Source organism: Rahnella sp. WP5 (genome assembly GCF_000745615.1).
In the GTDB taxonomy this organism is placed as follows: Bacteria; Pseudomonadota; Gammaproteobacteria; order Enterobacterales; family Enterobacteriaceae; genus Rahnella; species Rahnella aceris.
In genome coordinates this window covers 166,881-192,834 of record NZ_JQJR01000005.1, presented here as the reverse complement: position 1 = coordinate 192,834, position 25,954 = coordinate 166,881, and the positions used below count along the sequence as shown (strand labels likewise).

23 protein-coding genes are annotated in these 25,954 nt (G+C 51.9%); 16 read left to right on the top strand and 7 right to left on the bottom strand.

What is annotated here, in order from left to right; all coding sequences use genetic code 11:
* Genes hlyD through EX31_RS00865 form a run of 4 tightly spaced genes read left to right on the top strand, consistent with a single transcriptional unit; the run spans position 1 to position 4,982 of the window.
* A complete protein-coding gene (gene hlyD, locus EX31_RS00880) occupies positions 1 to 1,005 on the top strand; it encodes a secretion protein HlyD (RefSeq protein ID WP_037032846.1) in 1,005 nt (334 codons plus the stop codon).
* Entirely contained in the window at positions 992 to 2,737 is a 1,746-nt protein-coding gene (locus tag EX31_RS00875; protein WP_037033222.1) for an ATP-binding cassette domain-containing protein, read from the top strand. Before hlyD ends, EX31_RS00875 begins: the two co-directional genes overlap by 14 nt.
* A complete protein-coding gene (locus tag EX31_RS00870; RefSeq protein ID WP_037032844.1) occupies positions 2,730 to 3,866 on the top strand; it encodes an ABC transporter permease in 1,137 nt (378 codons plus the stop codon). The genes EX31_RS00875 and EX31_RS00870 overlap by 8 nt, the downstream gene beginning before the upstream one ends.
* A gap of 9 nt (positions 3,867 to 3,875) precedes the next feature.
* Positions 3,876 to 4,982, top strand: a complete 1,107-nt coding sequence (locus tag EX31_RS00865) for an ABC transporter permease (RefSeq protein WP_037032842.1) — start codon at positions 3,876 to 3,878, stop codon at positions 4,980 to 4,982.
* A 136-nt stretch (positions 4,983 to 5,118) separates the two neighbouring features.
* On the opposite strand, the gene EX31_RS00860 is transcribed toward EX31_RS00865, so the two are convergent.
* The 3 genes from EX31_RS00860 to EX31_RS00850 all read right to left on the bottom strand — a co-directional run bounded on the left by EX31_RS00860 (position 5,119) and on the right by EX31_RS00850 (position 7,926).
* Positions 5,119 to 5,922 (bottom strand): pyrroline-5-carboxylate reductase family protein, encoded by an 804-nt coding sequence (locus tag EX31_RS00860; RefSeq protein WP_037032840.1) that lies wholly within the window; start codon positions 5,920 to 5,922, stop codon positions 5,119 to 5,121.
* Between the two features lie 2 nt (positions 5,923 to 5,924).
* Positions 5,925 to 7,103, bottom strand: a complete 1,179-nt coding sequence (locus tag EX31_RS00855; protein WP_037032838.1) for a M20 aminoacylase family protein — start codon at positions 7,101 to 7,103, stop codon at positions 5,925 to 5,927.
* A gap of 121 nt (positions 7,104 to 7,224) precedes the next feature.
* Complete coding sequence (locus tag EX31_RS00850; RefSeq protein WP_013578156.1) at positions 7,225 to 7,926, bottom strand: GntR family transcriptional regulator; 702 nt, start codon at positions 7,924 to 7,926, stop codon at positions 7,225 to 7,227.
* Positions 7,927 to 8,460: 534 nt separating this feature from the next.
* On the opposite strand from EX31_RS00850, the gene EX31_RS00845 reads away from it, so the two are divergent.
* From EX31_RS00845 to umuC, 9 genes are all read left to right on the top strand, one after another.
* Complete coding sequence (locus tag EX31_RS00845) at positions 8,461 to 9,588, top strand: ABC transporter substrate-binding protein (RefSeq protein WP_037032837.1); 1,128 nt, start codon at positions 8,461 to 8,463, stop codon at positions 9,586 to 9,588.
* A 48-nt stretch (positions 9,589 to 9,636) separates the two neighbouring features.
* Positions 9,637 to 10,530 carry a branched-chain amino acid ABC transporter permease gene (locus tag EX31_RS00840; protein WP_013578154.1) on the top strand — a complete coding sequence of 298 codons (894 nt, stop codon included), beginning with the start codon at positions 9,637 to 9,639 and terminating at the stop codon, positions 10,528 to 10,530.
* On the top strand, positions 10,523 to 11,410 hold the full coding sequence (locus EX31_RS00835; protein ID WP_037032835.1) for a branched-chain amino acid ABC transporter permease: 888 nt from the start codon (positions 10,523 to 10,525) through the stop codon (positions 11,408 to 11,410). The genes EX31_RS00840 and EX31_RS00835 overlap by 8 nt, the downstream gene beginning before the upstream one ends.
* On the top strand, positions 11,407 to 12,186 hold the full coding sequence (locus EX31_RS00830; protein ID WP_014416680.1) for an ABC transporter ATP-binding protein: 780 nt from the start codon (positions 11,407 to 11,409) through the stop codon (positions 12,184 to 12,186). The genes EX31_RS00835 and EX31_RS00830 overlap by 4 nt, the downstream gene beginning before the upstream one ends.
* Positions 12,183 to 12,902: an ABC transporter ATP-binding protein gene (locus EX31_RS00825; RefSeq protein ID WP_014416679.1), complete on the top strand. Its 720-nt coding sequence runs from the start codon at positions 12,183 to 12,185 to the stop codon at positions 12,900 to 12,902. The genes EX31_RS00830 and EX31_RS00825 overlap by 4 nt, the downstream gene beginning before the upstream one ends.
* 33 nt (positions 12,903 to 12,935) lie before the next feature.
* Positions 12,936 to 13,775, top strand: coding sequence for a VOC family protein (locus EX31_RS00820; protein ID WP_014416678.1), 840 nt, complete (start codon positions 12,936 to 12,938; stop codon positions 13,773 to 13,775).
* Between the two features lie 199 nt (positions 13,776 to 13,974).
* Entirely contained in the window at positions 13,975 to 14,988 is a 1,014-nt protein-coding gene (locus EX31_RS00815) for an alpha/beta hydrolase family protein (protein ID WP_037032833.1), read from the top strand.
* A gap of 246 nt (positions 14,989 to 15,234) precedes the next feature.
* Positions 15,235 to 15,654 (top strand): translesion error-prone DNA polymerase V autoproteolytic subunit, encoded by a 420-nt coding sequence (gene umuD, locus EX31_RS00810; protein WP_013578148.1) that lies wholly within the window; start codon positions 15,235 to 15,237, stop codon positions 15,652 to 15,654.
* Positions 15,655 to 15,656: 2 nt separating this feature from the next.
* Positions 15,657 to 16,919 (top strand): translesion error-prone DNA polymerase V subunit UmuC, encoded by a 1,263-nt coding sequence (umuC, locus tag EX31_RS00805; protein ID WP_037032831.1) that lies wholly within the window; start codon positions 15,657 to 15,659, stop codon positions 16,917 to 16,919.
* A gap of 168 nt (positions 16,920 to 17,087) precedes the next feature.
* On the opposite strand, the gene EX31_RS00800 is transcribed toward umuC, so the two are convergent.
* On the bottom strand, positions 17,088 to 18,524 hold the full coding sequence (locus tag EX31_RS00800) for a glycoside hydrolase family 1 protein (RefSeq protein WP_037032829.1): 1,437 nt from the start codon (positions 18,522 to 18,524) through the stop codon (positions 17,088 to 17,090).
* A gap of 367 nt (positions 18,525 to 18,891) precedes the next feature.
* On the opposite strand from EX31_RS00800, the gene EX31_RS00795 reads away from it, so the two are divergent.
* The 3 genes from EX31_RS00795 to yjiA are packed head-to-tail and all read left to right on the top strand — an operon-like array spanning position 18,892 to position 22,294.
* Entirely contained in the window at positions 18,892 to 21,045 is a 2,154-nt protein-coding gene (locus EX31_RS00795) for a carbon starvation CstA family protein (protein WP_014416675.1), read from the top strand.
* 60 nt (positions 21,046 to 21,105) lie between these two features.
* Positions 21,106 to 21,309, top strand: coding sequence for a YbdD/YjiX family protein (locus tag EX31_RS00790; protein WP_013578144.1), 204 nt, complete (start codon positions 21,106 to 21,108; stop codon positions 21,307 to 21,309).
* A gap of 13 nt (positions 21,310 to 21,322) precedes the next feature.
* On the top strand, positions 21,323 to 22,294 hold the full coding sequence (gene yjiA, locus EX31_RS00785; protein ID WP_037032827.1) for a GTPase: 972 nt from the start codon (positions 21,323 to 21,325) through the stop codon (positions 22,292 to 22,294).
* A 30-nt stretch (positions 22,295 to 22,324) separates the two neighbouring features.
* Here yjiA and btsR read toward each other — a convergent pair whose 3' ends face one another.
* The 3 genes from btsR to EX31_RS00770 form a co-directional block, all read right to left on the bottom strand.
* A complete protein-coding gene (gene btsR, locus EX31_RS00780) occupies positions 22,325 to 23,044 on the bottom strand; it encodes a two-component system response regulator BtsR (RefSeq protein ID WP_013578142.1) in 720 nt (239 codons plus the stop codon).
* Positions 23,038 to 24,726: a sensor histidine kinase gene (locus tag EX31_RS00775; protein WP_037032826.1), complete on the bottom strand. Its 1,689-nt coding sequence runs from the start codon at positions 24,724 to 24,726 to the stop codon at positions 23,038 to 23,040. Before EX31_RS00775 ends, btsR begins: the two co-directional genes overlap by 7 nt.
* 233 nt (positions 24,727 to 24,959) lie before the next feature.
* Complete coding sequence (locus EX31_RS00770) at positions 24,960 to 25,856, bottom strand: LysR family transcriptional regulator (RefSeq protein WP_037032824.1); 897 nt, start codon at positions 25,854 to 25,856, stop codon at positions 24,960 to 24,962.
* Positions 25,857 to 25,954: the final 98 nt, after the last annotated feature.

The window sequence follows — 25,954 nt, the reverse complement described above, 5'->3', positions numbered from 1 at the left end:
ATGAAAAATAAAAAGCCCATGGTTGTGCTCGTTGTTATTGCGTTGCTGGTCAGCTGTTTTGGCGGCTGGATGTGGTATCAAAGCGAGCAGGAAAAACCATTAACGCTCTACGGGAATGTGGATATTCGCACAGTGAACATGAGCTTTCGCGTCGGTGGTCGCCTCGCTACGTTGCAGGTCGATGAAGGCGATTCAATCAAGGCTGGGGAAACGCTCGGGGAACTGGACAAAGGCCCGTATCAAAACGCCTTGCAACAGGCGGAAGCAAACGTTGCAGCGACACAAGCGAAATTTGATTTGATTATTGCCGGCTACCGTGACGAAGAAATTGCCCAGGTGGCCGCGCAGGTGAATCAGGCGCAAGCTGCCTATGACTATGCCCAGAATTTTTACCAGCGCCAACAGGGGCTGTGGGCCAGACGCATGATTGCTGCAAATGAGCTGGAAAATTCCCGTTCATCAAGCGATCAGGCAAAAGCTACGCTGAAAGCCGCGCGCGATAAGCTCAGTCAGTACCGCAACGGTAACCGTCCACAAGAGATTGCCCAGGCACAGGCCAGTCTGCAACAGGCTAAAGCACAGCTCTCCCAGGCGCAGCTGGATTTACAGGACACCACGCTTACCGCCCCATCCGCCGGCACATTGCTTACTCGCGCCGTTGAACCAGGGAGCATGCTCAACGCGGGTAACACGGTATTAACACTTTCCCTTACGCGCCCGGTGTGGGTACGCGCTTATGTGAATGAAGTGAGTCTTTACAATGTACAGCCGGGTACGGAAGTGCAGATTTATACCGACGGGCGTCCCGAAAAGCCCTATCACGGCAAAATTGGCTTTGTTTCTCCTACCGCGGAGTTCACCCCTAAAACGGTTGAGACGCCCGATCTGCGCACCGATTTGGTCTATCGCCTGCGCATTATCGTGACCGATGCCGACGATTCGCTGCGTCAGGGTATGCCGGTCACCGTAAGTTTTAACAATGGTGCCCAGCATGACCCGCTATGACAGCGGCATCATCCGCTTGCAGGGGCTGATGAAAAACTTCCCTGAACTGGGTAAACCCGCGGTAGCAAGCCTTGAATGTGAAATCCACCCGGGGGAAGTCACCGGGTTGGTGGGGCCTGACGGCGCAGGGAAAACCACGCTAATACGTATGCTGGCAGGCTTGATGAAACCTAGCGGGGGAAGTGCACAGGTCATAGGCCTCGACCCAATCAAAGATGGCAGTGCCCTACACGCCGTAGTAGGGTACATGCCGCAAAAATTCGGGCTGTATGAAGACCTGACGGTAATGGAAAATCTCACTCTGTACGCAGACCTGCGTGGAGTGACGGCCGAGGAACGTAAAAAAACATTTGCGCGGCTGCTAGAATTTACTTCCCTCGCTCCCTTTACCTCGCGCCTCGCCGGCAAACTTTCCGGCGGTATGAAGCAGAAGCTAGGCCTCGCCTGTACACTGGTCGGCCAGCCTAAGGTTCTGCTGCTCGATGAGCCCGGTGTCGGCGTAGACCCCATTTCGCGACGCGAGCTGTGGCAGATGGTGCACGAACTGGCAGGTGAAGGGATGCTGATCCTATGGAGTACTTCGTACCTCGACGAAGCTGAACAGTGCCGCGAGGTGCTACTGCTGAACGAAGGCGAGCTGCTGTATCACGGAGCACCAAAAGAGCTGACGCAGAAAATGGCCGGGCGTTCGCTGCTGGTGAGTCATGGGGGAGAAAATAACCGCAAGCTGCTTCAGCGGGCGCTGAAATTGCCGCAGGTCAGCGACGGTGTGATTCAGGGGCGTTCCGTACGTCTGATACTGGCAAAAGACGCCACTATAGAAGAGCTGGCACAAGCATTGGATCTGTCTCTGGAGCAAATAACGCGTACCGTCCCGCGTTTTGAAGATGCGTTTATCGAACTGCTGGGGGGCACCGGCACGAAGGAATCACCGCTAGGAAAAATACTGCATACGGTGGAAGGCAGTTCCGAAGAAACGGTGATTGAAGCCAAACAGCTCACAAAGAAATTTGGTGATTTCACAGCGACTGACCAGGTCAATTTTACCGTACAGCGCGGCGAGATCTTCGGGCTGCTTGGGCCGAACGGCGCGGGTAAATCCACGACGTTTAAATTGATGTGCGGGCTGCTAGTGCCGACCTCTGGCAAGGCGCTGGTGTTGGATATGGATCTGAAAACCAGCTCCGGTAAGGCCCGTCAGCATCTGGGATATATGGCACAGAAGTTTTCGTTGTACGGCAACCTGACGGTTGCACAAAATCTGCGTTTCTTCTCAGGTGTGTACGGGCTGCACGGCAAGGCGCAGGACGACAAAATTTCCCGTATGAGCGAAGCGTTTAACCTCCAGCCGATATTTAACAGCCCGACAGATTCCCTGCCACTCGGCTTCAAGCAGCGCCTGGCGTTGGCCTGCTCACTGATGCACGAGCCGGATATTCTGTTCCTTGATGAACCCACGTCTGGTGTTGACCCGATTACACGGCGCGAATTTTGGATGCACATCAACGACATGGTTGAAAAAGGCGTAACCGTGATGGTCACCACACACTTTATGGACGAGGCGGAATATTGCGACCGTATCGGGCTGGTATATCGTGGCAAGCTTATCGCCAGCGGCACGCCGGACGATCTCAAACAGCAGGCGGCAGACGACGAGCAGGTCGACCCAACCATGGAACAGGCATTTATCACGCTGATAAACAAGTGGGATAAGGAGCACACGCATGAGTGAGCATAAAATAGTCTCATGGAGGCGAGTACGCGCCCTCTGCGTGAAGGAAACGCGCCAGATTGCGCGTGACCCGAGCAGTTGGTTGATTGCTGTGGTGATCCCCCTGCTGCTGCTTTTTATTTTCGGCTTTGGCATCAACCTGGATTCAAGCCGCCTGCACGTGGGGATTCTGCTGGAACAGCAAAGCGAAGAAGCGCTGAGTTTCGCTCATACCATCAGCGCTTCGCCCTACATTCAGCCGACCATCAGCGATAACCGCCACGAACTGATTCAGCTCATGCAGGCGGGAAAAATCCGCGGCATAGTGATTATCCCTACAGACTTTGCGCAGAACATGGCGCGCGCCGGGGCTACAGCGCCGGTTCAGGTGATTACCGACGGCAGCGAACCGAACACCGCAAACTTTGTGCAGGGCTATGTCGAAGGGATCTGGCAGGTATGGCAACAGCAGCGCGCGAAGAGCCGGGGTGAAAGCGTCGAGCCACTGATTGATGTGCAACTGCGTTACTGGTTTAACCCTGCTGCTATCAGTCAGCATTTCATTATTCCGGGGGCGATAACCATCATTATGACGGTTATCGGTGCCATTCTGACATCGCTGGTCGTGGCGCGTGAGTGGGAACGAGGCACTATGGAAGCCCTGCTTTCAACGCAGATAACACGTACCGAGTTGTTGCTGTGCAAGTTGCTCCCCTACTATGTGCTCGGCATGCTGGCAATGCTACTGTGTATGGTGGTTTCGGTATTTATTCTCGGCGTACCCTATCGCGGTTCGCTGCTACTGTTATTTTTGATTACCAGTCTGTTTTTGCTCAGTACGCTTGGTATGGGTCTGCTGATTTCGACTATCACTCGCAACCAGTTTAACGCCGCTCAAGTGGCGCTGAACGCTGCATTTTTACCTTCCATCATGCTCTCGGGCTTTATCTTCCAGATCGACAGCATGCCAGCGATTATCCGCGCAGTGACTTATATCATACCGGCGCGCTACTTCGTGAATACCCTGCAAACCCTGTTTCTCGCGGGAAATATCTCCACGGTGCTGATAGTTAACGTACTGTGTCTCATTGTCTCGGCGGTGATGTTTATCGGCCTGACGGCGTTGAAGACCAAACGTCGTCTGGATTAAGGGAAAGTTATGTATCATCGACTCTGGACATTAATTCGCAAAGAACTGCAATCCCTGCTGCGCGAGCCGCAAACCCGTACCATTTTGATTTTGCCGGTGGTGTTGCAGGTGATTCTGTTCCCGTTTGCCGCCACGCTTGAGGTCACTAACGCCACCATCGCGATTTACAACCAAGACAATGGCAGCCATTCCGTGGAACTGACGCAACGTTTTGCACACGCCAAAGCTTTTAGCCATCTGCTGCTGTTAAAAAGCCCGCAGGAAATCCAGCCAACCCTCGATAAACAAAAAGCGCTGCTGCTGATCCGCTTCCCTGCAGATTTCTCGCGAAATTTGGCAAGCAATCAGCCAGCTAAACTGCAAATTATTCTTGACGGTCGTAACTCGAACAGTGCGCAGATTGCCGCCAATTACCTGCAGCAAATCGTGAAAAACTACCAACTAGAACTCATGACTGGTCAACCGAAGTCGAATAACAGTGAGCTGGTAATACGCAATTGGTATAACCCAAACCTGAACTACAAATGGTTTGTGGTGCCGTCGCTTATCGCCATGATAACGACCATCGGCGTAATGATTGTGACTTCACTGTCCGTTGCTCGTGAACGTGAACAAGGCACGCTCGACCAGCTCCTGGTGTCGCCGCTTGCCACCTGGCAGATATTTGTTGGTAAAGCCGTACCCGCGCAGATTGTCGCCATTGCGCAGGCCACTATTGTGCTCGGTGTGGGAATATGGGGTTATCAAATCCCCTTCTCTGGTTCGGTCTTACTGTTCTACTTCACCATGTTGATTTACGGGCTTTCGCTGGTGGGATTCGGGCTGCTGATTTCTGCACTTAGTTCGACGCAGCAGCAGGCATTTATTGGCGTATTTGTCTTTATGATGCCGGCGATTCTGCTTTCCGGCTATGTCTCACCGGTAGAGAACATGCCCGTGTGGTTGCAAAATCTGACGTGGATAAATCCTATCCGGCACTTCACGGACATCACAAAACAAATTTACCTGAAAGATGCGAGTCTGGACATTGTATGGGGAAGCCTGTGGCCGCTACTGGTGATTGCAGCGATAACAGGCTCAGCGGCGTACTGGATGTTTCGCCGCAAAGTGGCCTGATCTGTCAATCAAATTCTTCGCCGGGGGCTGTCACGCACATTGATGACTTTACGCAGATGAGCTACATCCTTCAGCATGGCAGCCACACGTTGAAGTTGAAATTGCTGTCATAGACCACCCTTGTTAAAAAATAGTGTTATTTTTGACCAGAAAGCTCCGTTGTACGACGTACCGCAGCCAGAACGCTGCTTTGCAGACCAGCGGCGAAATTAATTTTATTCAACTCATATAAACCATTAATGCCAACCCCTGCCGGAGAGTTATTAATATCCATCAACTGGCGCGGATGGCGCCCGGATAACTTAAGCATTTCAACCGCGCCAACCAGGTTTTCCCACACCACTTGCGTTGACTGAGTCCGGGTTAATCCGGCAAGGACACCGGCGTCCGCCAGCGCTTCGACAAAATAATAGACATAGTTGACACCAGCGACAGCAAAACCGGTGAAGACGTCAATCAACCGTTCTTCCAGCACCATCACCTTGCCGAAACTTTCCAGAAACGGCATTACAGACGCGCTGTTAACATAAGCATTAAACGCCACGCCGCTGTAGCCCAGCCCGGTATCCGTCAGCGTATTCGGGATGATACGCGTAATCGGGCGTGACTCGCCCAGCATCAAAGACAACTGGGTCAGCGTTACGCCAGCAATAATAGAAATGACTGACGTCTGTGGCGCGGCATGCTGCTTAATCAGTTGTGCGACATCAGCAATATTATCCTGCGGACGTACCCCAATCACGATGTGATCCGCTGCGGCCAGCGCGTTTGGCAAATCTTGTGTATTACTCAACTCATAGCGCGCTTTCAGCGTTTCAATTCGCTCTGGATCAATATCCGATAAGCTGACCTCGTCCGGGTTTAATGCGCCGCGTTTTAAGGCGGCGCGCAGAATCGCTTCGGTCATTTGACCAGCACCAATAAAGTGGATATGGCTCATAGTTAATCCTCAGAAGTAACAGAAACAGGACCCAATGACCTCTCCACCAGCGATACCCAAAGACCGATGCCAGGTGCGATAAGTTGGTCATTAAAATCGTAATGCGGGTTATGTAATGCCGCGCCCGGCGTTGGGCCATCGGCCCCCAGCCACAAATAAGCGCCCGGACAGGCTTCCAGAAAATAGGCGAAATCTTCTGCCGCCATTGAGGGTGATAACTGTGTGTGGACCTGCGTGATCCCCTGGACGTGGCGTGCGGCATCCGCCAGAATTTTTGCCTGTTGCGCATGGTTGACGGTTACCGGGTAACCGTATTCCCAGCGAATGCTGCCACTGACGCCAAATGGCCCGACGAGCTGTTCGACATACTCCGCCAGCAGAATCTGGCAGCGCGCTCTGGCCGTCTGGCTCAGGCAACGCAGCGTGCCGGACAATTGCATTGTTTGCGGGACGACATTTATTGCTTCCCCGGCCTGGAGTTGCGTCACGCTGATCACGGCGCTGTCCAGCGGAGAGAGTCGGCGCGTCATGATCGTTTGCAACGCGGTAATCAGGTGTGCGCCGGCCAGCACCGGATCGGCCCCTTTTTCCGGCATCGCCGCATGGCATCCCACGCCAGTCAGCGTGATAAAAAAATTGTCCTGCGAAGCCATCATTGGGCCTGTGCTAACGGCCACTTCCCCCACCGGCAGCCCCGGCCAGTTGTGCAGCGCATAAACCGCAGAAACGGGAAAGCGCGTAAAGATCCCTTCTTCCACCATTAAACGCCCGCCGCCGGCATTCTCTTCCGCAGGCTGAAAAATAAAGTACACCGTCCCGTTGAACGCTCTGGTCTGGCTGAGATAGCGCGCCGCCCCCAGTAAAATGGCGGTATGCCCGTCATGTCCACAGGCGTGCATCATGCCTGGCGAGGAAGAGCACCATGCAACAGCGTTGTTTTCCTGGATGGGTAATGCATCAATATCAGCGCGAAGGGCTATTGACGGCCCCTCGCCATTGCGAAGAACACCCATCACGCCGGTACCCGCAATGCCGGTATGCACTTCAAGATCATATTGGCGCAGCAGGCTGCTGATTTTCGCGGAAGTATGAAATTCTTGTAAGCCAATCTCCGGGCGCGTGTGGATCTCACGTCGCCAGATAATCGCCTGTTGAATAATCTCTTCGGGAATGGAGCGCATATATCCTCTACATTTTCCCGGCACAATGCCGCAGCATGACGCTGTGAATGAATTACCGGAACGCGTAATGCCCTCTGGTAGCTGATTAAATTATCGTTTTGGACCTAATGAAAAGAGTGGCTCAGGGCTTCCCAAAATAAATCCTGGCAAGCCCTTCTTTTGTGACTTCAACCGCGTGCTCGGCACTCAATGAAATATGTTGCTCAATCAGCACCACGCCTTTTTCGATATTCCGCTGGCGTAATGCTGCGATAATTTCGACATGCTCGTCATAGGCATTGTTCCTGCGCACGGGCGTTTCGAGATCGATACGCCGGAAAAAGCGGCTCAGCGAATTCAGACTATCGAGCATTTCATAGAGCCGACTATTATGGGAAATACGGGCTATTTCCATGTGGAAACGCTCATCAATTTCCGCAATCTTCGCCCAATCCTGTTCGGTTTGCGCCGGGCGATGCTGGCTCACTTCTTCCCAGATAGCCGTGGTCGTAGCGATCTCTTCATCTGTTGCCCGCAGGCAGGCGAAACGAAAGGTCGATTGCTCTATAACCATTCGCACCTCATAAAGTTCGCGGACACCTTCCGGCGTCAGGTCACGGGAGTAAAAACCCCGGTTGGGTACAAAATTCATAAAGCCGTCTTTTGCCAGACGGTTCAGCGCTTCCCGCACTGGTGTACGCGAGACCCCCAGTTGTGCCGCAAGCTCAACTTCATTCACCCGTTCGCCGGGACGAAAGTAGTAATCAATCGCCATGCCTTTCACTTTCTCGTAGACCTTTTCCACACTGTCAGCGCTACGGGATTTCTTTTTTATGATAACCACATTAACCCCTTAATTTACCGCATGCTCAGCACGAAAATAAAAATGCGGCAAAGATTATTTCACGTAATGTTTTTATAGATAGCACAGCAAAAAAAACAACTCAACACAAAAGTGAATACACTTTTCTTTAATTAAAAAATTACTCATTCATAAGCATTTTTCATCTTATTTATTCTTATGTATTTTCCCCGCACCATTTTACGGCAGCATTGCACTAAAATGATTCAAAGTGTATTCACTTGTGCACACAGATATTTTTATTGACCCTGATAAAAATGAAAACGAAAGTTTTTTAGATATTTTCGATTCCATTGTATTTATTCATGAATTTGCATTCGTTTAACCTGAAATAAGCACTTGATACCGGGAACGTCCTGTTATCTGGCATCGTCTTTGCTTAATACACAAGTGTATGCACTTATATATTCACTTTAGTGCGCTCTTTTTCGGCATTACCAGGCAGACTTGTGCACATTTGCGCAGGCGACAAAACACCGGCCTCAGAAGCCGGCAACAGCAAACCGGAGAACCAACATGAAAAATCGTTTCGGGCAAGGCATGATGCTGTCAACACTGGCAGGTATGACGTTGTTTGGTCTGGCGCGCACGGCGCAGGCCGATGTGAACATTGGTGCAATTTTGCCCTTAACCGGCACCAGCGCCAGCATTGGTGAAGATCAGCGTCGTGGTATTGAACTGGCGGTTGAACAGGTTAATGCCCAGGGCGGCGTTAATGGTCAGCCATTACATGTGATCGTGGAAGATTCCGCCGAAAGCCCGGTTACAGGCCTGAATGCCGTACGTAAGTTAACTCAGGTTAACCATGTCCCTTTAGTGATGGGCAGTTTTTCCTCTGGTGTCACCATTCCGGTTGGGCAATATCTGGTGAAGAACAATCTGCTGCACATCAATATTTCCGGTACCAGCACCGATATCCGCAAAATCGGCGCTACCTCCTGGAGCGTTATTGGCCTGGATTCTCTTTCCGCAAGCTTCTCGGCAGAAGATGTGCGCCAGCTCGGTTACAGCAAAGTGGCCTTTATCGCCCCGGATGGTGCTTACGGTCAGGGTATGGCGAAGCAGTTCACCAACGCGTTTGAAAAAGCCGGGGGCAAAGTGGTCGCCAAAGTGCTCTATGCCAGCGGTCAGCCTTCTTATCGCCGCGAGCTGGAACAAATTTCTCGCGCTCATCCGCAAGCCTACGTTTACACCAGCTACGGCCAGGATGCCATTGTGCTGAACCGTGAGGCCTGGGAGCTGGGTCTGAATAAAACGCCCTGGTATGGCATGTATTTAACCATGGCCGTTGAAGGTTCCCCGGCGCAGTACACCAACGGGCAGGTTGGTATGGAAGTCGCAGGTATTGACCAGAAAACGTCGGGTGGTCACGGCGTAAATTATGCTGAGCTGTACCAGAAAAAATTCCATGAGAAACCTCGCTCTGTGTACGGTAGCTATGCCTGGGATAGCGTAATGCTGGCGGCGGCAGCTATCGACAAAGCGCACAGTGCCGATCCGGCAGCCATGATCGCGGCAATGAAAACCGTTGCGCCTGGTTTTACCGGCATTACCGGTACATTAAATCTGGATGCCGATAACCAGCGTATGTCTCAGCCCTACCTGAAAGTGAAAGCGTTTAATGGCGTACCGGTTCCCCGGTAACGAGCCGCTTTATCTTGCCAGTTCACGCTACATCATCGGGGAAAAACCATGCTGCAGTTTTTGATTGATACATTGATTCGCACTGCGGATTTGTCGCTGGTCGCGCTGGGATTAAGCCTGGTTTACGGGCTGGTACGGTTCGCCAACATCGCTCATATGCAATATGCCATGGTCGGTTCATTTATCACCGCCGCCGGGCTTCGTCTTGGCATGCCGTTGGCTCTGGCAATCGTGTTTTCTGCATTGGTCTGCGGCATGCTGTCCATGATTTTGCATCACTGGGTTTATCAGCCACTGCTGAAAAGCGGTACCGCTAACGCCATGATCGGATCGCTTGCAGTATCGATGGTGCTGATCGCACTGGTTCTCGGGGTTGAGGGATCGGCCCCGGTGAATTATTCCCTGCCTGTGGGTGCGCTCTTGCAGGTTGGGGACACCCGAATCTCCTCTGACGAACTCTGGGGTCTTGGCGTCACGATTTCGCTGGTGGTGGTGTTCAGCCTGTTGCTGTTTCGTACGCCGCAAGGTCGCGCTATCCGTGCGCTGGCAAGTAACCGGGATCTGGCAGCAGCCTCCGGGTTAAATGCCAGCGCAATTATCCACACCGTCAACTTGTTGGCTGGAATGCTGGCCGCTGTGGGAGGCAGTATGCTGGCGATGAATGCCAGCGCATGGGTCAACCAGGGCAATGATCTGATGTTGCCGGTGCTCGCTGCCGCCATTCTCGGCGGGCTGGGAAATCCAATGGGTGCCATTTTTGGTGCACTTCTTATCGCTGCAACCGAAACCCTCGTGACCAATATCGACTGGAGCTGGCTGTTCGGCGGCGACTTATTGTTTATCCCGGTGACCTGGGTGAACGCCTCATCGTTTGTCATTCTGCTGCTGGCGCTGTTACTGCGTCCTTATGGCCTGTTTAACCGGGAGGTCCGCCGTGTCTGAGTTTTTACTGCATATCCTTTGCCTTGCCGGGATCTATGCCATTATCGCGCTTGCCCTGAATTTACAGGCAGGTTACGCCGGTTTGCTGAATTTCGGTCACATTGTGTTTGTCGGAACCGGCGCTTATGCCGTCGGTCTGGGAAACAATTTTGGGTTGCCGCTGTGGGTGGTGATCCCAGCCGGGTTACTGTGTGCCATTGTTATCAGCGCGCTGATGGCGTTGCTGGGGCGTCAGCTAACGGCGGACTACTGGGGCATTGCCACGTTGGCGCTGGCTGAAATCATCCGCATTGCCGTCGTCAATGAAGACGCACTGACGGGCGGCGCGCAGGGGATTGGCGGCCTGTCTTCGCCCTGGTCGACCGGTGATACCGTCACCGATACGCGTATCTTCGCGATCATTATTCTGTTCAGCGTCATCGTCGCCACGCTCGCCAGCCTGCGTATCGGCGCCAGCCGGTTTGGGCGGGCGCTGCGCCTGATGCGCGAACAACCTCAGTTAGCGATCTGCATGGGCTATGCGCTGCCGTGGCTGAAATGCCGGGCGTTGATGAGCAGTGCTGTGATGTGCTGTCTGGCCGGTATGTTACTGGCCTGGTACACCGATTATGTCAGCCCGGATTACCTGCTTTCGTCGGAAACCTTTCTTATCTGGAGCATGGTGATGATCGGTGGTATTGGCAATGTGCGCGGCGTGTTGCTGGGCGTGTTGCTGGTGGAAGGGCTGTATAACTTTATCCCCTTTGCAAAAGACTATTTCCACATCAGTTCAGACCTGACTGGCGCGCTACGCCTGGGGTTGGTGGGTCTGGCTTTATTACTGTGTCTGCTCACACGGCCAGGTGGTCTGTTACCGGAAAAATTAAGGACTTTCTCATGAGCCGTTTGCTTGAAGTGGCTGACATCAGCAAATCCTTTGGCGGCAACCAGGTACTGACATCCGTATCATTTACGCTGGAAAAGGGGGAGATTCTTGGCCTGCTCGGGCCGAATGGTTCCGGTAAAAGTACGCTGCTCAACACCATTTCCGGGTTTAACCGGCCGGATGGCGGCAGCATCACATTTGATGGACAGTCCATTACTCGTCAGCCCAGCCACCGGATCATCCAGGCTGGCATTGCACGCACCTTCCAGCTCCCCGTCATGCCGGAAAAGATGAGCGTGATGGAAGTCGTGATGACTGCCGGTACTCGTCAGCACGGGTTATTCAACGGTCTGCTGGGACTGGCTTCCGGGCGTAAAGCCGAACAGGAAGACAGAACCCGCGCCAGCGAATTACTGGATACCTTGCTGTTAACCAAAGTTAAAGATCTGCCTGCTGCGGCGCTTTCCGGCGGACAGAAAAAATTACTGGGTATTGCCTGTGCGCTGATGGGTAAACCGACGCTGCTGATGCTGGATGAGCCTATGGCCGGTGTGCACCCGAAATTACGCCAGGAACTGGTGGAAACGTTGGTCAACCTGAGCCGTCAGGGTATTTCACTTTTGGTTATTGAACACGATATGCATTTTATAAACACCCTGTGCCAGCGCTGCATCGTGCTGGATCGCGGACAGATTGTCGCCAGTTGCCGCCCGGATGAACTGGCGCAGAACCAGCAAGTACTGGATGCCTATTTAGGGCAAAGCACCGCAACATTGCAGGAGGCCGTATGATTACCCTCGAAAACGTGGTCGCCGGTTATACCCCGGGGATTGATATTCTGCACGGTATTTCATTGCACGTTGAACAGGCGGAAATCGTGACGCTGTTGGGGCCAAATGGCTGCGGCAAATCCACCTTGCTGAAATCGATTGCCGGATTTGTCTCCCCGCGCGAAGGACGGGTTGAAATCGATGGATGCGAAACGGCAAAAATTCCGGTGCACCGGAAAATCCGTGAATGCTCACTCGGATTTGTCCCACAACTGGACAACGTCTTCAACAATCTGACCGTGGCAGAAAATCTGCAAACCGGGGGACAATTTTTACCGCCAGGCCAACGTAAGCAGCGAATGGCGCAACTGGCGGAAAATTACCCGGTGTTACATAAAAAATGGCAATCACCCGCGTCAGCGCTTTCCGGCGGCGAGCGACAAATCCTCGCGCTGGCAAGGGCTCTGATGCCTGAACCCGCAGTACTGCTGCTCGATGAACCTTCGGCCGGGCTGTCACCGAAAATGCTTACGGAAGTTTTTAGCGCCATACAAACCATTCGCCGCCAGGAAAAAGTGACCATTTTAATGGTCGAGCAGAATGCTATGGAGGCACTGCACATTTCCGACCGGGTCTATGTTCTGGCGCTGGGGAAAGTGGCGATGGAGGGCTGCGCGCAGGACCTGCTACACGACCCCCGTATGCGCGAACTCTATTTTGGCGGTCGTGCCGCCTGACAGGATCAGTAAAAAGAAAAGAAGGAAGACACTATGCCGATTACCCCGGTTATCGATCACGCGGTGATTAATGTCGATGAAGAACTGGATCAGGCGCAAGGCCTGTTCCAGCGGATGGGATTTCAGCTCAGTACACGGGGGCACCATTCGATGGGCTCCAGCAACCATCTGGCCGTCTTTGCAGATAACTATCTGGAACTTTTAGGTTATGAGCCTGCCAGTCAGACAGACTCGCGAGGTTTGTGGAACGTTGCGCCAGGCCTTGCCGGACTGGTCTGGAAAACCCGGGATGCGCATGCGGTATGGCAGCACCTCCGGCAATGTCAACTCGATGGCGAACCGCCGACCCGCTTCTCACGCCCGGTGATATTGCCGGACGGCAGCCAGACTGAGGCCCGGTTCTGCATCTCGCGGATCCGCGCCAGCGCCCTGGCATACGGCTTCAGTTTTTTCTGCGAACATCAAACGCCGCAGGCCGTTTGGCAGCCCGCCTGGCGGGTACATCCTAATGGCGTGCAAGCGCTGTCTGCCTTCGTTATTGCCTCGCCTCAACCTGAACAGACGCTGGCGCTGTATCACCAGTTGTTCAGTGTGGAGGCCCGCGCGGAGGCCAACGGTGGTTATGTGCTTGATTCAGGGACCTGCTGCCTGCGTATTATCACTCATCAACAAGCACGTCTGGAATTCGCGCTTCCGCCTGTCGCTGCGCAGGCACCGGCGAAAATGGTGGCGCTCTGTTTCCAGGTAGCATCACTGGAGCAGCTCAGGCGCTGTCTTAGCCAGGGGGATATTCAGTGGCGCGAGCAAGATGATCAACTGTTGGTGACGCAGCAGCATGCTCAGTGGCTGGCGATGCGCTTTAAGGATAAATAGCGGTGAAGCTCCGCCAGTTACTGTTGGTAAATCTCACTTAATTTCCATTTGTTCATCCCTGAAGTGGAAGTTAACGCCCACAGCAGCACTGAGATTATTACTGTCAGGAGCTTCGAATTTTAAGTCATTGACATCCTGTTCTATAAAGTATTAAAAAAGTCGGCTGATATTTAATTTTATAAATTATAAAGAGCTATACATGATTAAATATATTGTGTCATTTTCAATTATGATTGTCGTTCTCATTATTTTTTTGCTTAGCCGATTATATGATTTCGATCTTTCAGGGTACGGGCAACAACGTTCTATATCTTTTAAGCATAATAACGATGTTCTGATGGGGACGTTGATTATGCCTCCAGGTAAGGTTTCTCCTCCGTTTGTGCTTTTAGTTCATGGAGACGGACCTCAGGACCGCTGGTCAGAAGGTGGATATATTCCATTGGTTAAATTCCTTGTCTCACAGGGAATTGCCGTTTTTTCATGGGATAAACCTGGTGTGGATAAAAGTACAGGTAACTGGCTGGCACAGACAATGTCAGATCGCGCAGAGGAGGCGGTTTTGGCGTTAAAAAAACTGAGAGAGCAGCCGGAACTGAAAAAAAGTCGCGGAGGTTATCTTGGATTCTCGCAGGCAGGTTGGGTTGTACCGCAGGCGAGCCAACTGACAACAACTGAGTTTGTTGTGCTGATAGGTGCGGCGATAAACTGGCGTAATCAGGGCATATACTATACAGGGCAACGACTTAAAGTCGAAGGTCGCTCCCTGAATGATATTCAGGATGCTAAAAAACATGAAGCCGTGGTTTTTGACCGCCAGTTTACAGAAGAAGCAGCGGTTCTCCCCTGCCACTCCCAATGTACGCGCCAGGACTTCGAACGCAGGAATTCCCTGGCTGATGCGACGAAAGATATTTCCGGTACACATACTCCGGTATTAATTCTGATGGGCCAGGATGACCGAAATGTAGACGCTGATGAAACAGCCGCGGTCTGGGCCAAAGCACTACCAGCGGGCACTCCCCGCTGTATCAGGCAGTTGCCGGAGGCAACTCACGGACTTTTACGAAGCGAATGGTTTGATTATCAACTTGCTTCTCAGTGGCCTTTGTGGAAACAGGGACTTTTTCTGCTGTCAGGGAGATACTCATATTCGGCCGGGGCGCTCAGGACTGTCTCATCATGGATCCTGAATCAGAACTGTGTGGACTGAACTGCATTCTTATTACGTGCCGAAAGCCAGTTCTTCATCGAAGAGCAGGGACCGAGGTGACTTACCGTCAGAGTGCTACGGTTTCGCTGAACTGAGTTTAAGTCAGGCAACAAAACTATATTGGATACCACACAAACTAAATTAACAGACACTTCAAGCACTTTCAGGAATCGCTTCACAAGTTTCTTGATCCTTAGCTGCATTCAGCAATACTGTATATAAACACAGTATATCGGGATCAACATCATGCAGCTCATTCGACCAACTGAGGCTTCTCAACCAGTCATGCTTCCTCTCTTCTCTGAGAAAGTGCCCTGTGGCTTTCCGAGCCCAGCGCAGGACTATGTCGAGGACAGACTGGATCTCAACAAATTGCTGATAAGACATCCGAGTGCCACTTACTTCATAAAAGTTAGCGGGGAGTCTATGCATGGCGCCGGCATCAGTGATGGGGATCTTTTAGTGGTGGATCGCTCGCTTTCAGCCGTACATGGCGATATTGTTATTGCTGCTGTTTCAGGTGAATTCACCGTGAAAGAACTTCGTACTCATCCTTATCTACAGCTAGTACCTCACAACGATGATTATTCTTCGATTTCATTTCAAAATGCAGAAGAATTAGAAATATTCGGAGTGGTCATTTTTAGTATTAAGGCGCATAAATAATTATGTTCGCTCTCATCGACGTAAATAGTTTTTATACTTCTTGCGAAACTGTTTTTCGGCCAGACTTGCAGGGGAAGCCTGTTGTCGTCGTTTCCAATAACGATGGCTGTATTATTTCTCGCTCAGCCGAGGCAAAATCCCTTGGTATTAAAATGGGTGAGCCATTTTTTAAAATAAAAAACAATGCATATAGCTCCAGGGTTTATGTATTCAGTTCTAATTATGCACTTTATGCCGATCTAAGTGAGCGAGTTATGCAGACGCTAACTGAAATGTCTCCTTCGATCGAAGTTTACTCAATAGACGAAGCCTTCGTTAATTTATCTGGGGTAATAAATTGCATGCCCCTAAATTGCTTCGGTCATGAAATGAAAAATAGAGTATTTAAAAATACAGGATTAACTGTGGGGGTTGGTATTGCACAAACAAAGACATTAGCAAAGTTAGCTAACCATGCAGCCAAGAAATGGCGTGGCACTGGTGGCATTGTCGACTTATCGAATATTGAACGTCAGCGCAGGCTACTGGCAATTATCTCTGTTGAGGATGTCTGGGGCATTGGTCGGAGAATTAGTAAGAAACTTAATTCAATGGGTATTAATACAGCACTTGACCTGGCTGAAAGCTCATTATGGGTAATAAGAAAACACTTCAGTGTTGTTCTCGAAAGGACTGTTCGTGAACTTCGAGGTGAACAATGTTTTGAACCGGAAGAGTTTGCACCAAAAAAACAACAGATCATCTGCAGTAGATCTTTTGGCAACCGCATAACTCAGTATTCGGATATGCATCAAGCCATTTGTGACTATGCTGAGCGAGCATCAGAAAAACTACGTAGTGAGCGCCAGTTCTGCCGTTTCGTTAGTGTTTTCCTTCATACCAGCCCACACGCACATAATGAAACATACTATGGAAATCAAGCATCCATGAAGCTACTGCCCCCTTCTAATGATACTCGTGACATTATAAATTCGGCCACGAACTCCCTGAAGAGAATATGGGTTGATGGCCATCAATATATGAAGGCTGGCGTTATGTTGGCTGATTTTTTCAGTAATGGAGTAGCGCAGCTAAATTTATTTGACGATAATGCTCCACGAAAAAACAGTGCAGCGTTAATGGAGGCTATCGATAAATTAAATAACTCCGGGAAAGGAAAGATCTGGTTTGCAGGACAGGGTATTGAAAAAAACTGGGCGATGAAACGAGAGATGCTTTCTCCCGCTTACACAACCCGATATTCAGACTTACCAGTGGCGAGGTGAAATTATTCATGCAAGCCACGAGGAAAGGAAACAGCCTCTGATGAATGCCACTCACGTTCGCCACGCTCACGAAAATCAGCGCCAGCGTCTTCGATGACTTGCTGACTTAAGGTTGGTGAAAACAGTCCGGCTATCACCCGGACTGTTTTCAAACCTGGCGGGGGAATATCAGCTGATATCTGCGCCGTTCGTCTCGATCACTTTCTGATACCAGTGGAACGATTTCTTCCTGTAACGGTTACCGGTGCCGGAAATCTTATCGTCGAGGTCGACATAAATCAGACCGTAGCGTTTACTCATCTCACCGGTAGACATACTCACCAGATCAATACATCCCCACGGGGTATATCCCATCAGTTCCACGCCGTCGTCAATGGCTTCAGCCATCGCCTGAATATGCTGGCGCAGATAGTTGATACGGTAATCATCGGCAATAAAGTGGTTTTCATCCGGCTTATCGACGGCGCCCAGCCCGTTCTCGACAATAAACAACGGCTTTTCATAGCGATCGTACAGTTGATTGAGGGCAATACGCAGGCCGACCGGATCGATTTCCCAGCCCCATTCACTGGCTTCGAGGAACGGATTGCGCGCGCCGCCAAGCAAGTTGCCCTGCGCCGAAACCGCATCAGGATTGGTTTTGTTGATGGTTGAAGACATGTAGTAGCTGAAACCAATGTAATCCACCGTATGTTCTTTAATCAGCGCTAAATCACCCGGCTGAATATCCAGTTCAACACCCTGAGACTTCCATAAACTTTTGGCGTAATACGGATATTTACCACCGGCCTGCACGTCGGCGCAGTAGAAATTAAACGCCTGCGTCTCTTTCAGGGTTTCCAGTTGATTGACCGGATTACAGTCATAAGCGTAGTTGGTGGCAAACAGGATCATGCAACCAATCTGAATCTGTGCGTTGGTTTCATGGGCGATTTTGACCGCCAGACTGCTGGCGACAAACTGGTTATGCCACGCCTGGAATTTCGCCTGCGCCTCAAGTGCGCCGGTTTTCACCGTCAGCCCCTGACTCATGATCGGGAAATGTGCCGCGCTGTTGATCTCGTTGAAAGTCATCCAGTACTTCACTTTATGCCCAAAGCGGGTCAGCACCGTGCGGGCAAAACGCTCGAAGTGACCAATCAGTTCACGGTTTTTCCAGCCGCCAAACGCAGTGGCCAGATGGAGCGGCATCTCATAATGGGAAATGGTGATCACCGGTTCGATACCGTGTGCAATACAGGCGTCAATCACCTGATCGTAATGCTTCAGCCCGGCTTCGTTAGGCTCCTGTTCAACACCGTTCGGGTAGATGCGGGTCCAGGCGATAGAAAAGCGGTAACATTTGAATCCCATTTCCGCGAACAGCGCGATATCTTCCTGAAAGCGATGATAGTGATCGATGCCTTTATGATTGGGATACGTGTAGTTTGCAGGATCAAGGGTGAAATCAAATTCCGGTGAGGAAACGATGTTCAGACGCGCTTTGCCACCCGGAATCGCATCGACGATGGACAGCCCTTTGCCATCCTGATCGTAAGCACCTTCAACCTGATTGGCCGCCGTTGCCCCGCCCCACATAAAGCCTTGCGGAAACTTACCTTTCATAAAAACTCCCTGAATGTGTTGATTGATCCCTCGGATCATTTAGCAAATGAATAATTTACCTGTCAAAACACGGCTCTGCCACAAAAGTTACGCCGATGCCCGGGCTTTCAGGCATAACCGGCCCAGTGATCTAAATCACAGATTTTGCTGCATTAATCGCTCCCTGAACCGCTTATTCCGCGTAATAACCGCTTATCTCCCTCTGTGACCGCTTACCAAGTTTCCCCCCTGCGCGCCTGCGAATTTGGCACCCTATGCGGGCAGTAAAGTGTGTAACAAAACAGGTCCCTGCCTCTCTGAAAGCGGTCCTTAATAAAGAAAACAGAGACGGGTATTTCGTGAGTCTTTTAAAATAACCGGGTTATTTATGAATAAAAAAGCATTATTCAAGCACATACCGTGGATGATTGTGGCTCTCCTCGGTGCCTGCTGTCTGGGTGTGGTTGCCCTGCGGCGGGGTGAACATATCAGCGCCTTATGGATAGTCGTGGCCTCTGTCTCGGTTTATCTGGTGGCCTATCGCTATTACAGCCTGTATATCGCGCAAAAGGTCATGAAACTCGACCCTTCGCGCTCGACGCCTGCGGTAATCAACAATGACGGCCTGAACTATGTGCCGACCAACCGCAACGTACTGTTCGGCCACCATTTTGCCGCTATCGCCGGGGCGGGTCCGTTAGTCGGGCCTGTGCTCGCCGCGCAAATGGGGTATCTGCCGGGCGTTCTGTGGTTGCTGGCCGGTGTGGTTCTGGCCGGTGCGGTGCAGGACTTCATGGTGCTGTTCATCTCTTCACGCCGGAACGGTGCGTCCCTGGGCGAGATGATCAAGGAAGAGATGGGGCCGGTGCCGGGCACTATCGCCCTGTTCGGCTGTTTCCTGATCATGATTATTATTCTGGCGGTGCTGGCCTTAATCGTGGTGAAAGCACTGGCTGAAAGCCCGTGGGGCGTGTTTACCGTGTGTTCTACGGTGCCGATTGCCCTGTTTATGGGCATCTATATGCGCTTTATCCGCCCGGGTCGCGTGGGTGAGATCTCGGTGATTGGCGTGATCCTGCTTGTCGCGGCTATCTGGTTCGGTGGCGTTATCGCCAGCGATCCTTACTGGGGTCCGGCGCTGACCTTCAAAGACACCACCATTACCTTTACCCTGATTGGTTATGCGTTTGTCTCCGCTCTGTTGCCGGTGTGGCTGATTCTGGCGCCGCGTGATTATCTGGCAACATTCCTGAAAATCGGCGTTATCGTCGGGCTGGCGATCGGTATCGTGATCCTCAATCCGGAACTGAAAATGCCTGCCCTGACCCAGTACATCGACGGCACAGGTCCGTTGTGGAAAGGCGCGCTGTTCCCGTTCCTGTTTATTACCATCGCCTGCGGTGCGGTGTCTGGTTTCCACGCACTGATCGCCTCCGGCACCACGCCTAAACTGCTGGCCTGCGAAACCGATGCACGGTTTATCGGTTACGGCGCAATGCTGATGGAATCCTTCGTGGCGGTGATGGCGCTGGTCGCGGCATCAATCATCGAGCCGGGTTTGTACTTCGCCATGAATACCCCGCCAGCCGGTCTGGGCATCACCATGCCAAACCTGCACGAACTGGGCGGTGATCATGCGCCGATGATTCTGGCGCAACTGAAAGACGTCACGGCGCACGCCGCAGCAACCGTCAGTTCATGGGGATTTGTGATCTCGCCTGAGCAGATTATGCAAACGGCGAAAGACATCGGCGAACCCTCAGTGCTGAACCGCGCAGGTGGTGCACCCACGCTGGCCGTCGGGATTGCGCATGTGTTCCACAAAATTATGCCGCTGGCCGATATGGGCTTCTGGTATCACTTCGGCATTCTGTTTGAAGCGCTGTTCATCCTGACCGCACTGGATGCGGGCACCCGTTCCGGCCGCTTTATGTTGCAGGATCTGCTGGGTAACTTTATCCCGTTCCTGAAAAAAACCGATTCGCTGGTCGCCGGGATTATCGGCACTGCAGGCTGCGTCGGGCTGTGGGGTTATCTGCTGTATCAGGGCGTGGTCGATCCGCTGGGTGGCGTAAAAAGCCTGTGGCCGCTGTTCGGTATCTCAAACCAGATGCTGGCCGCCGTCGCGCTGATCCTCGCCACCGTCGTGCTGGTGAAAATGAAACGCACGAAGTACATCTGGGTCACCATGCTGCCAGCCATCTGGCTGCTTATCTGCACCACCTGGGCGCTGGGTCTGAAACTGTTCAGCACCAATGCACAGATGGAAGGCTTCTTCTACATGGCCGGTCAGTATAAAGAACGCATTGCCACTGGCGGCGCGAACCTGACACCAGAACAAGTCAGCAATATGCACCATATTGTCATCAACAACTACACCAACGCCGGGCTGAGTGTTCTGTTCCTGATTGTGGTGTACAGCATCATTTTCTACGGTATCCGCGCCTGCCTGCAGGCACGTAAAACCGACAAACGTACCGATAAGGAAACGCCTTATGTGCCGGTTCCTGCGGAAGGGATAAAAATCTCCTCCGGGCACTGACCGTTTACCTCAAAGCCCCGCACCCGCGGGGCTTTTCAGCATAAATACAAAGGAGTACGTATGTTTGACAACTTAGGTGCGGCGAAGAAATACCTCGGTCAGGCCGCACGTATGCTGGTAGGCATACCGGATTACGACACCTACGTCCTGCATATGCAGACCAACCACCCGGATACGCCGCCAATGACCTACGAGGAATTTTTCCGCGAGCGCCAGCAGGCGCGTTACGGCGGAGATGGTAAAGGCGGAATGCGCTGTTGTTAAGGGGAATAAAATTATGACGCCAATTGCAGTGACAGTATTAACAGGCTTCCTGGGTGCCGGGAAAACCACGCTTTTACGCCAGATCTTGCATACCCAGCACGAGATGAAAATTGCGGTGATCGAGAATGAATTTGGCGAGATGCCCATCGATAACCAGCTGATTGGCGACCGTGCCACACGTATCACCACTTTATCCAACGGCTGCATCTGCTGTACCCGTTCGGGCGAGCTGGAATCGGCGCTGCTGGATTTGCTCGACAGCGTAGATAAAGGCGAGGTGCAGTTTGACCGGCTGATAATCGAATGCACCGGCATGGCCGACCCCGGACCGATCCTTCAGGCGTTTTTCGCGCATGAAGTCATCTGTGAAAGATATGTGTTAGATGGCGTTATCACGCTGGTGGATGCCGTGCATGCCATGTCTCAGTTGGATCAGTTCCCGCTGGCGCAGTCGCAGATTGGTTATGCCGACCGCATCCTGCTGACTAAAACTGATGTGTCCGGTGAATGTTCTGAGCTGACGGAGCGGCTGCAACGGATTAATGCCCGTGCACCGGTTTATAAAACAGTTCAGGGAGATATCGATCCGGCGCTGCTGTTTGATACCCGCGGATTTATGCTGGAGGAAGACGTGGTCGCTGCCAGACCGCTGTTCCATCGCCTCGCGCCACAGCAAAACACCGTTTCCTCGATTGTGGTGGAACTGGATTATCCGGTGGCGCTGACCGCGATATCGAAGGTGATGGAAGAACTGCTGGCCAGTTTTGCCGATAACCTGATGCGTTATAAAGGGATGTTATGGATAGCCGATCACCCGTGCCGCCTGCTGTTTCAGGGCGTACAGCGCCTCTACAGCGCCGACTGGGATCGCGAGTGGCTGCCGGAGGAAACGCCGCGCAGTGCGTTAGTTTTCATTGGCATGCAGTTGCCCGAAACCGAAATCCGCGCGGCCTTTGCCCGGCTGCGTCCGGCCAGCCCTGTCTGACCCATGTGTCCAAAAGAAAAGCGGCGGGGTTTACAGCCCCACCGTCTCTTTCAGTGATTTCAGATAGCGGCGGCTGACCGGCACAATCTGACCATCACGCAGCAGCAGTTCCGCCTGGTTCTTATCCTCCAGACGGATCTCCTTCAGATAATCCATATTCACCAGATATTGCCGGTGACAACGTAACAACGGCGTACGAACTTCCAGCGTGCGCAGGGTCAGTTCGGTGAATGTTTCTTTGCCGTCCTGTCCGGTGACATACACCCCGCCGACCCGGCTGCTGACAAAAGCCACATCTTCAAGCTGCAACAACCAGATACGGTTACTGCTGATACAGGGGATAAACTTCAGCGGCTGCTGATATTGCGGTAACTGTGAGACATCCTGCTCCTGATAGCCCAGTCGTAATCTCGCCAGCGTTTTCTGAAGCCGCGCCGCCTGGATGGGTTTGAGTAAGTAGTCAAACGCGCACTGTTCAAACGCCTGTACCGCATATTCCTCGAACGCGGTGAGGAAAACGATGTGCGGGCGATGTTGCTGATCGAGCATACCGACCATTTCCAGCCCGCTGATGCGCGGCATCTGAATATCGAGAAAAACAATGTCAGGGCGGATTTTGTGGATCACGCCGATCGCTTCAATGGCGTTGGTACATTCACCGACAATTTCAATATCGCTTTCATCCTGAAGCTGTAAACGTAAATTTTCCAGCGCCAGCGGCTCATCATCGACAATCAGCACTCTTAACATGGCGCACCCTCCGCAGGCAGCCGTAACGTGACGCGGGTGAAATCATCCGGTTTACAACTGACCGTAATGCCATAATCATCGCCAAAGCGCGCCCGCAGACGTTTATCGACCAGGCTCATACCTAACCCGTCGCTGCTTTCTTCCGGCTGATATAACCCGGCGTTATCTTCCACTTCGATGATCACCATTTCGCCCTCACTGTAAGCGCGGATCACAATATTGCCATTGCTCAGCAACTGAGAAGTGCCATGTTTGATGGCATTTTCCACTAACGGTTGCAGGGTGAAAGCAGGCAGGCTCTGATCAGAAAAGGCCTCCGGCACCTGTAAATCCACCTTCAGTTGCGACGGAAATCTTGCCAGCTCGATTTGCAGATAGGCATTCACATGCTCCAGTTCATCCGCCAGCGTCACGACTTCAGAAGAGCGTTTGAGATTCTTGCGAAAGAAGGTCGACAGGTACTGCACCAGTTGACCGGCTTTATCACTGTCGTGGCGGATCACCGCCATTAACGTATTGAGGGCGTTGAATAAGAAATGCGGATTAACCTGAGCATGCAACAGCTTGATTTCAGACTGCGCCAGCAACGCTTTTTGTTGCTCAAATTTACCGGCGAGGATCTGCGCCGACAGCAACTGGGCAATCCCCTCGCCCAATGTGCGGTTGATGGAGCTGAACAGACGGTTGCGAACTTCATACAATTTGATCGTGCCAATCACCCGCTGATTTTCGCCCCGCAGCGGGATCACCAGGGTTGAACCCAGCTTGCAGCTGGGATGCAGCGAACAGCGATAAGGCATCTCGTTGCCGTCGGCATACACCACTTCATCGTTCTCGATAGCACGCCAGGTATATTGTGATGAGATGGGTTTGCCCACCAGATGGTGATCGTCGCCGATACCGGTAAAGGCCAGCAATTTCTCACGATCGGTAATCGCCACAGCCCCGATATCCAGCTCTTTCAGCAGCACCTGTGCCACTTTCATGCTGTTCTCTTCGTTGAACCCGCGTCGCAAAATGCCTTCCGTCGAGGCGGCCACTTTCAGCGCGGTGGCCGAAAACGCCGAGGTATATTTTTCGAACATTGCCCGCTTATCCAGCAGGATACGCATAAACATCGCGGCCCCGAGGGTATTCGTCACCATCATCGGTGCGGCAATGCTGCCAACCAGATTAAGCGCATCGTGAAACGGGCGGGCAATAAGCAGGATGATTAGCATTTGCAGTATTTCTGCAACAAAGGTGACACCGGCCGCTACCAGCGGATTAAATAACTTATCGATACGTCCACGTTTGATCAAAACGCTGTGTACCAGACCCCCTAATAATCCCTCGGCGATGGTTGAAATCATGCAGCTCAGCGCTGTCATACCGCCCATCGAATAACGGTGGATCCCGCCGGTCAGCCCCACTAACCCCCCGACCACCGGGCCGCCGAGCAACCCGCCCATCACGGCGCCAATCGCACGGGTATTGGCAATAGAGTCCTCGATATGCAGGCCAAAGTAGGTTCCCATAATGCAAAAAATGGAAAACGTGATGTAACACAATAACTTATGTGGCAGCCGAACCGACACCTGAACCAGCGGAATAAATAACCGCGTTTTACTCATCAGCCAGGCAATCACCAAAAACACGCACATTTGTTGTAACAGCAGCAATATCAAATTGAATTCGTACATTCCCGGGCATCCAAAATACGACAAGCTGAAAATATATCGTGCTCAGATAAAATTTACCTTGAACCCGCACGAAGAATGGGAATATTTTTATTGACGAATTAAATTTAATATTCTTCTAAATGAAATATCAGGAGACTATTTAAAGATGCCGTTCAGTTAACGGTAATATGTATTATGCAGCCACCGCGACCCGCTATTAATGAATCAGAAAGTCGCATGCCTCTTCGATAAAATCATGACTGACTGCTATTGATATCCCCCGCCTTAGCAGATCTGTGCATCAGCCGGCTCAGTATCAGACAGAAAGCCTCACTTGCAGGGTTATAGCGGTGTTCGTTCACACGTAGCAGACAATCCACCGACGGCAACGGCATCCTCTGTTCAAGTTCGCAAAGAGCGCTAACCGGTTTTGCGATGCTGAATTCATTCATTATTCCCACCCCAAGGCCTGCATTTATCGCCGCAAGCATACCTGCCACTGAAGGGCACTCCAGCATCACCATAAAGGTAATATCAGCCTGATTCAGTTTCTCCTCAGCCATACGGCGATAAAAACAATCTGTCCCCCAGGTGATCAGTTTAAGGCGATTACCGGATGCATACCGCCACGAAGGAGGTGCACACCAGTATAATTTTTCTGTCCAGAGTACCTTGTCTTCGCCGCTGGCCATGCCCGTGAAATCCTGGTGTAAAATGATGTCCAGTCCCCCCTCAGAAAAATGCTGACGCAGGAGATGGCTTTGCTCAACAACCATCTGGACATCCACCTCAGGATGATGGTGAGTGAACAGAGCAATAACTGAACATACTTCTGTCAGAGAAATGTGTTCAGTTACCCCAACACGGAGCTTTCCGCGCAATGCCGAAGGTGAAAAATAGGCCACAGCGTTATCGTGTTCGCTGAGTATTTTCACCGCATGCTGGAGTAACACGCTGCCCTTTTCAGTCGGGCAGGCTTTCCCTGCGTGACGTGTCAGGAGCTGACACTGAAGCTGATCTTCAAGTCGCCTGAGTTTCCAGCTCACAGCAGACTGACTCAGGCTGAGGAGTGAAGCCGTTTTGCTCATACTGCCGGTTTGAACGACGGTTCTGAACACCCTGAGCGAATCAACGGAGAGGCGTTTGTTCATTTTATTATGACAAAAGTGGGTTACCAGAGGGAAAGAATGTCACTGGCGTCATATTCAGTCAACGGATAGCCTGCTCAGACTGAATAAAAGCGGAGCAA

Coding starts and splice junctions, on each gene's coding strand:
- EX31_RS00825 (WP_014416679.1), top strand. CDS start 12,183: ATGATTACCCTCGAAAACGTGGTCGCCGGTTATACCCCGGGGATTGAT.
- EX31_RS00840 (WP_013578154.1), top strand. CDS start 9,637: ATGCTGCAGTTTTTGATTGATACATTGATTCGCACTGCGGATTTGTCG.
- EX31_RS00800 (WP_037032829.1), bottom strand. CDS start 18,524: ATGAAAGGTAAGTTTCCGCAAGGCTTTATGTGGGGCGGGGCAACGGCG.
- EX31_RS00790 (WP_013578144.1), top strand. CDS start 21,106: ATGTTTGACAACTTAGGTGCGGCGAAGAAATACCTCGGTCAGGCCGCA.
- umuC (WP_037032831.1), top strand. CDS start 15,657: ATGTTCGCTCTCATCGACGTAAATAGTTTTTATACTTCTTGCGAAACT.
- btsR (WP_013578142.1), bottom strand. CDS start 23,044: ATGTTAAGAGTGCTGATTGTCGATGATGAGCCGCTGGCGCTGGAAAAT.
- hlyD (WP_037032846.1), top strand. CDS start 1: ATGAAAAATAAAAAGCCCATGGTTGTGCTCGTTGTTATTGCGTTGCTG.
- EX31_RS00855 (WP_037032838.1), bottom strand. CDS start 7,103: ATGCGCTCCATTCCCGAAGAGATTATTCAACAGGCGATTATCTGGCGA.
- EX31_RS00860 (WP_037032840.1), bottom strand. CDS start 5,922: ATGAGCCATATCCACTTTATTGGTGCTGGTCAAATGACCGAAGCGATT.
- yjiA (WP_037032827.1), top strand. CDS start 21,323: ATGACGCCAATTGCAGTGACAGTATTAACAGGCTTCCTGGGTGCCGGG.
- EX31_RS00820 (WP_014416678.1), top strand. CDS start 12,936: ATGCCGATTACCCCGGTTATCGATCACGCGGTGATTAATGTCGATGAA.
- EX31_RS00875 (WP_037033222.1), top strand. CDS start 992: ATGACCCGCTATGACAGCGGCATCATCCGCTTGCAGGGGCTGATGAAA.
- EX31_RS00815 (WP_037032833.1), top strand. CDS start 13,975: ATGATTAAATATATTGTGTCATTTTCAATTATGATTGTCGTTCTCATT.
- EX31_RS00775 (WP_037032826.1), bottom strand. CDS start 24,726: ATGTACGAATTCAATTTGATATTGCTGCTGTTACAACAAATGTGCGTG.
- EX31_RS00830 (WP_014416680.1), top strand. CDS start 11,407: ATGAGCCGTTTGCTTGAAGTGGCTGACATCAGCAAATCCTTTGGCGGC.
- EX31_RS00795 (WP_014416675.1), top strand. CDS start 18,892: ATGAATAAAAAAGCATTATTCAAGCACATACCGTGGATGATTGTGGCT.
- EX31_RS00865 (WP_037032842.1), top strand. CDS start 3,876: ATGTATCATCGACTCTGGACATTAATTCGCAAAGAACTGCAATCCCTG.
- umuD (WP_013578148.1), top strand. CDS start 15,235: ATGCAGCTCATTCGACCAACTGAGGCTTCTCAACCAGTCATGCTTCCT.
- EX31_RS00870 (WP_037032844.1), top strand. CDS start 2,730: ATGAGTGAGCATAAAATAGTCTCATGGAGGCGAGTACGCGCCCTCTGC.
- EX31_RS00845 (WP_037032837.1), top strand. CDS start 8,461: ATGAAAAATCGTTTCGGGCAAGGCATGATGCTGTCAACACTGGCAGGT.
- EX31_RS00770 (WP_037032824.1), bottom strand. CDS start 25,856: ATGAACAAACGCCTCTCCGTTGATTCGCTCAGGGTGTTCAGAACCGTC.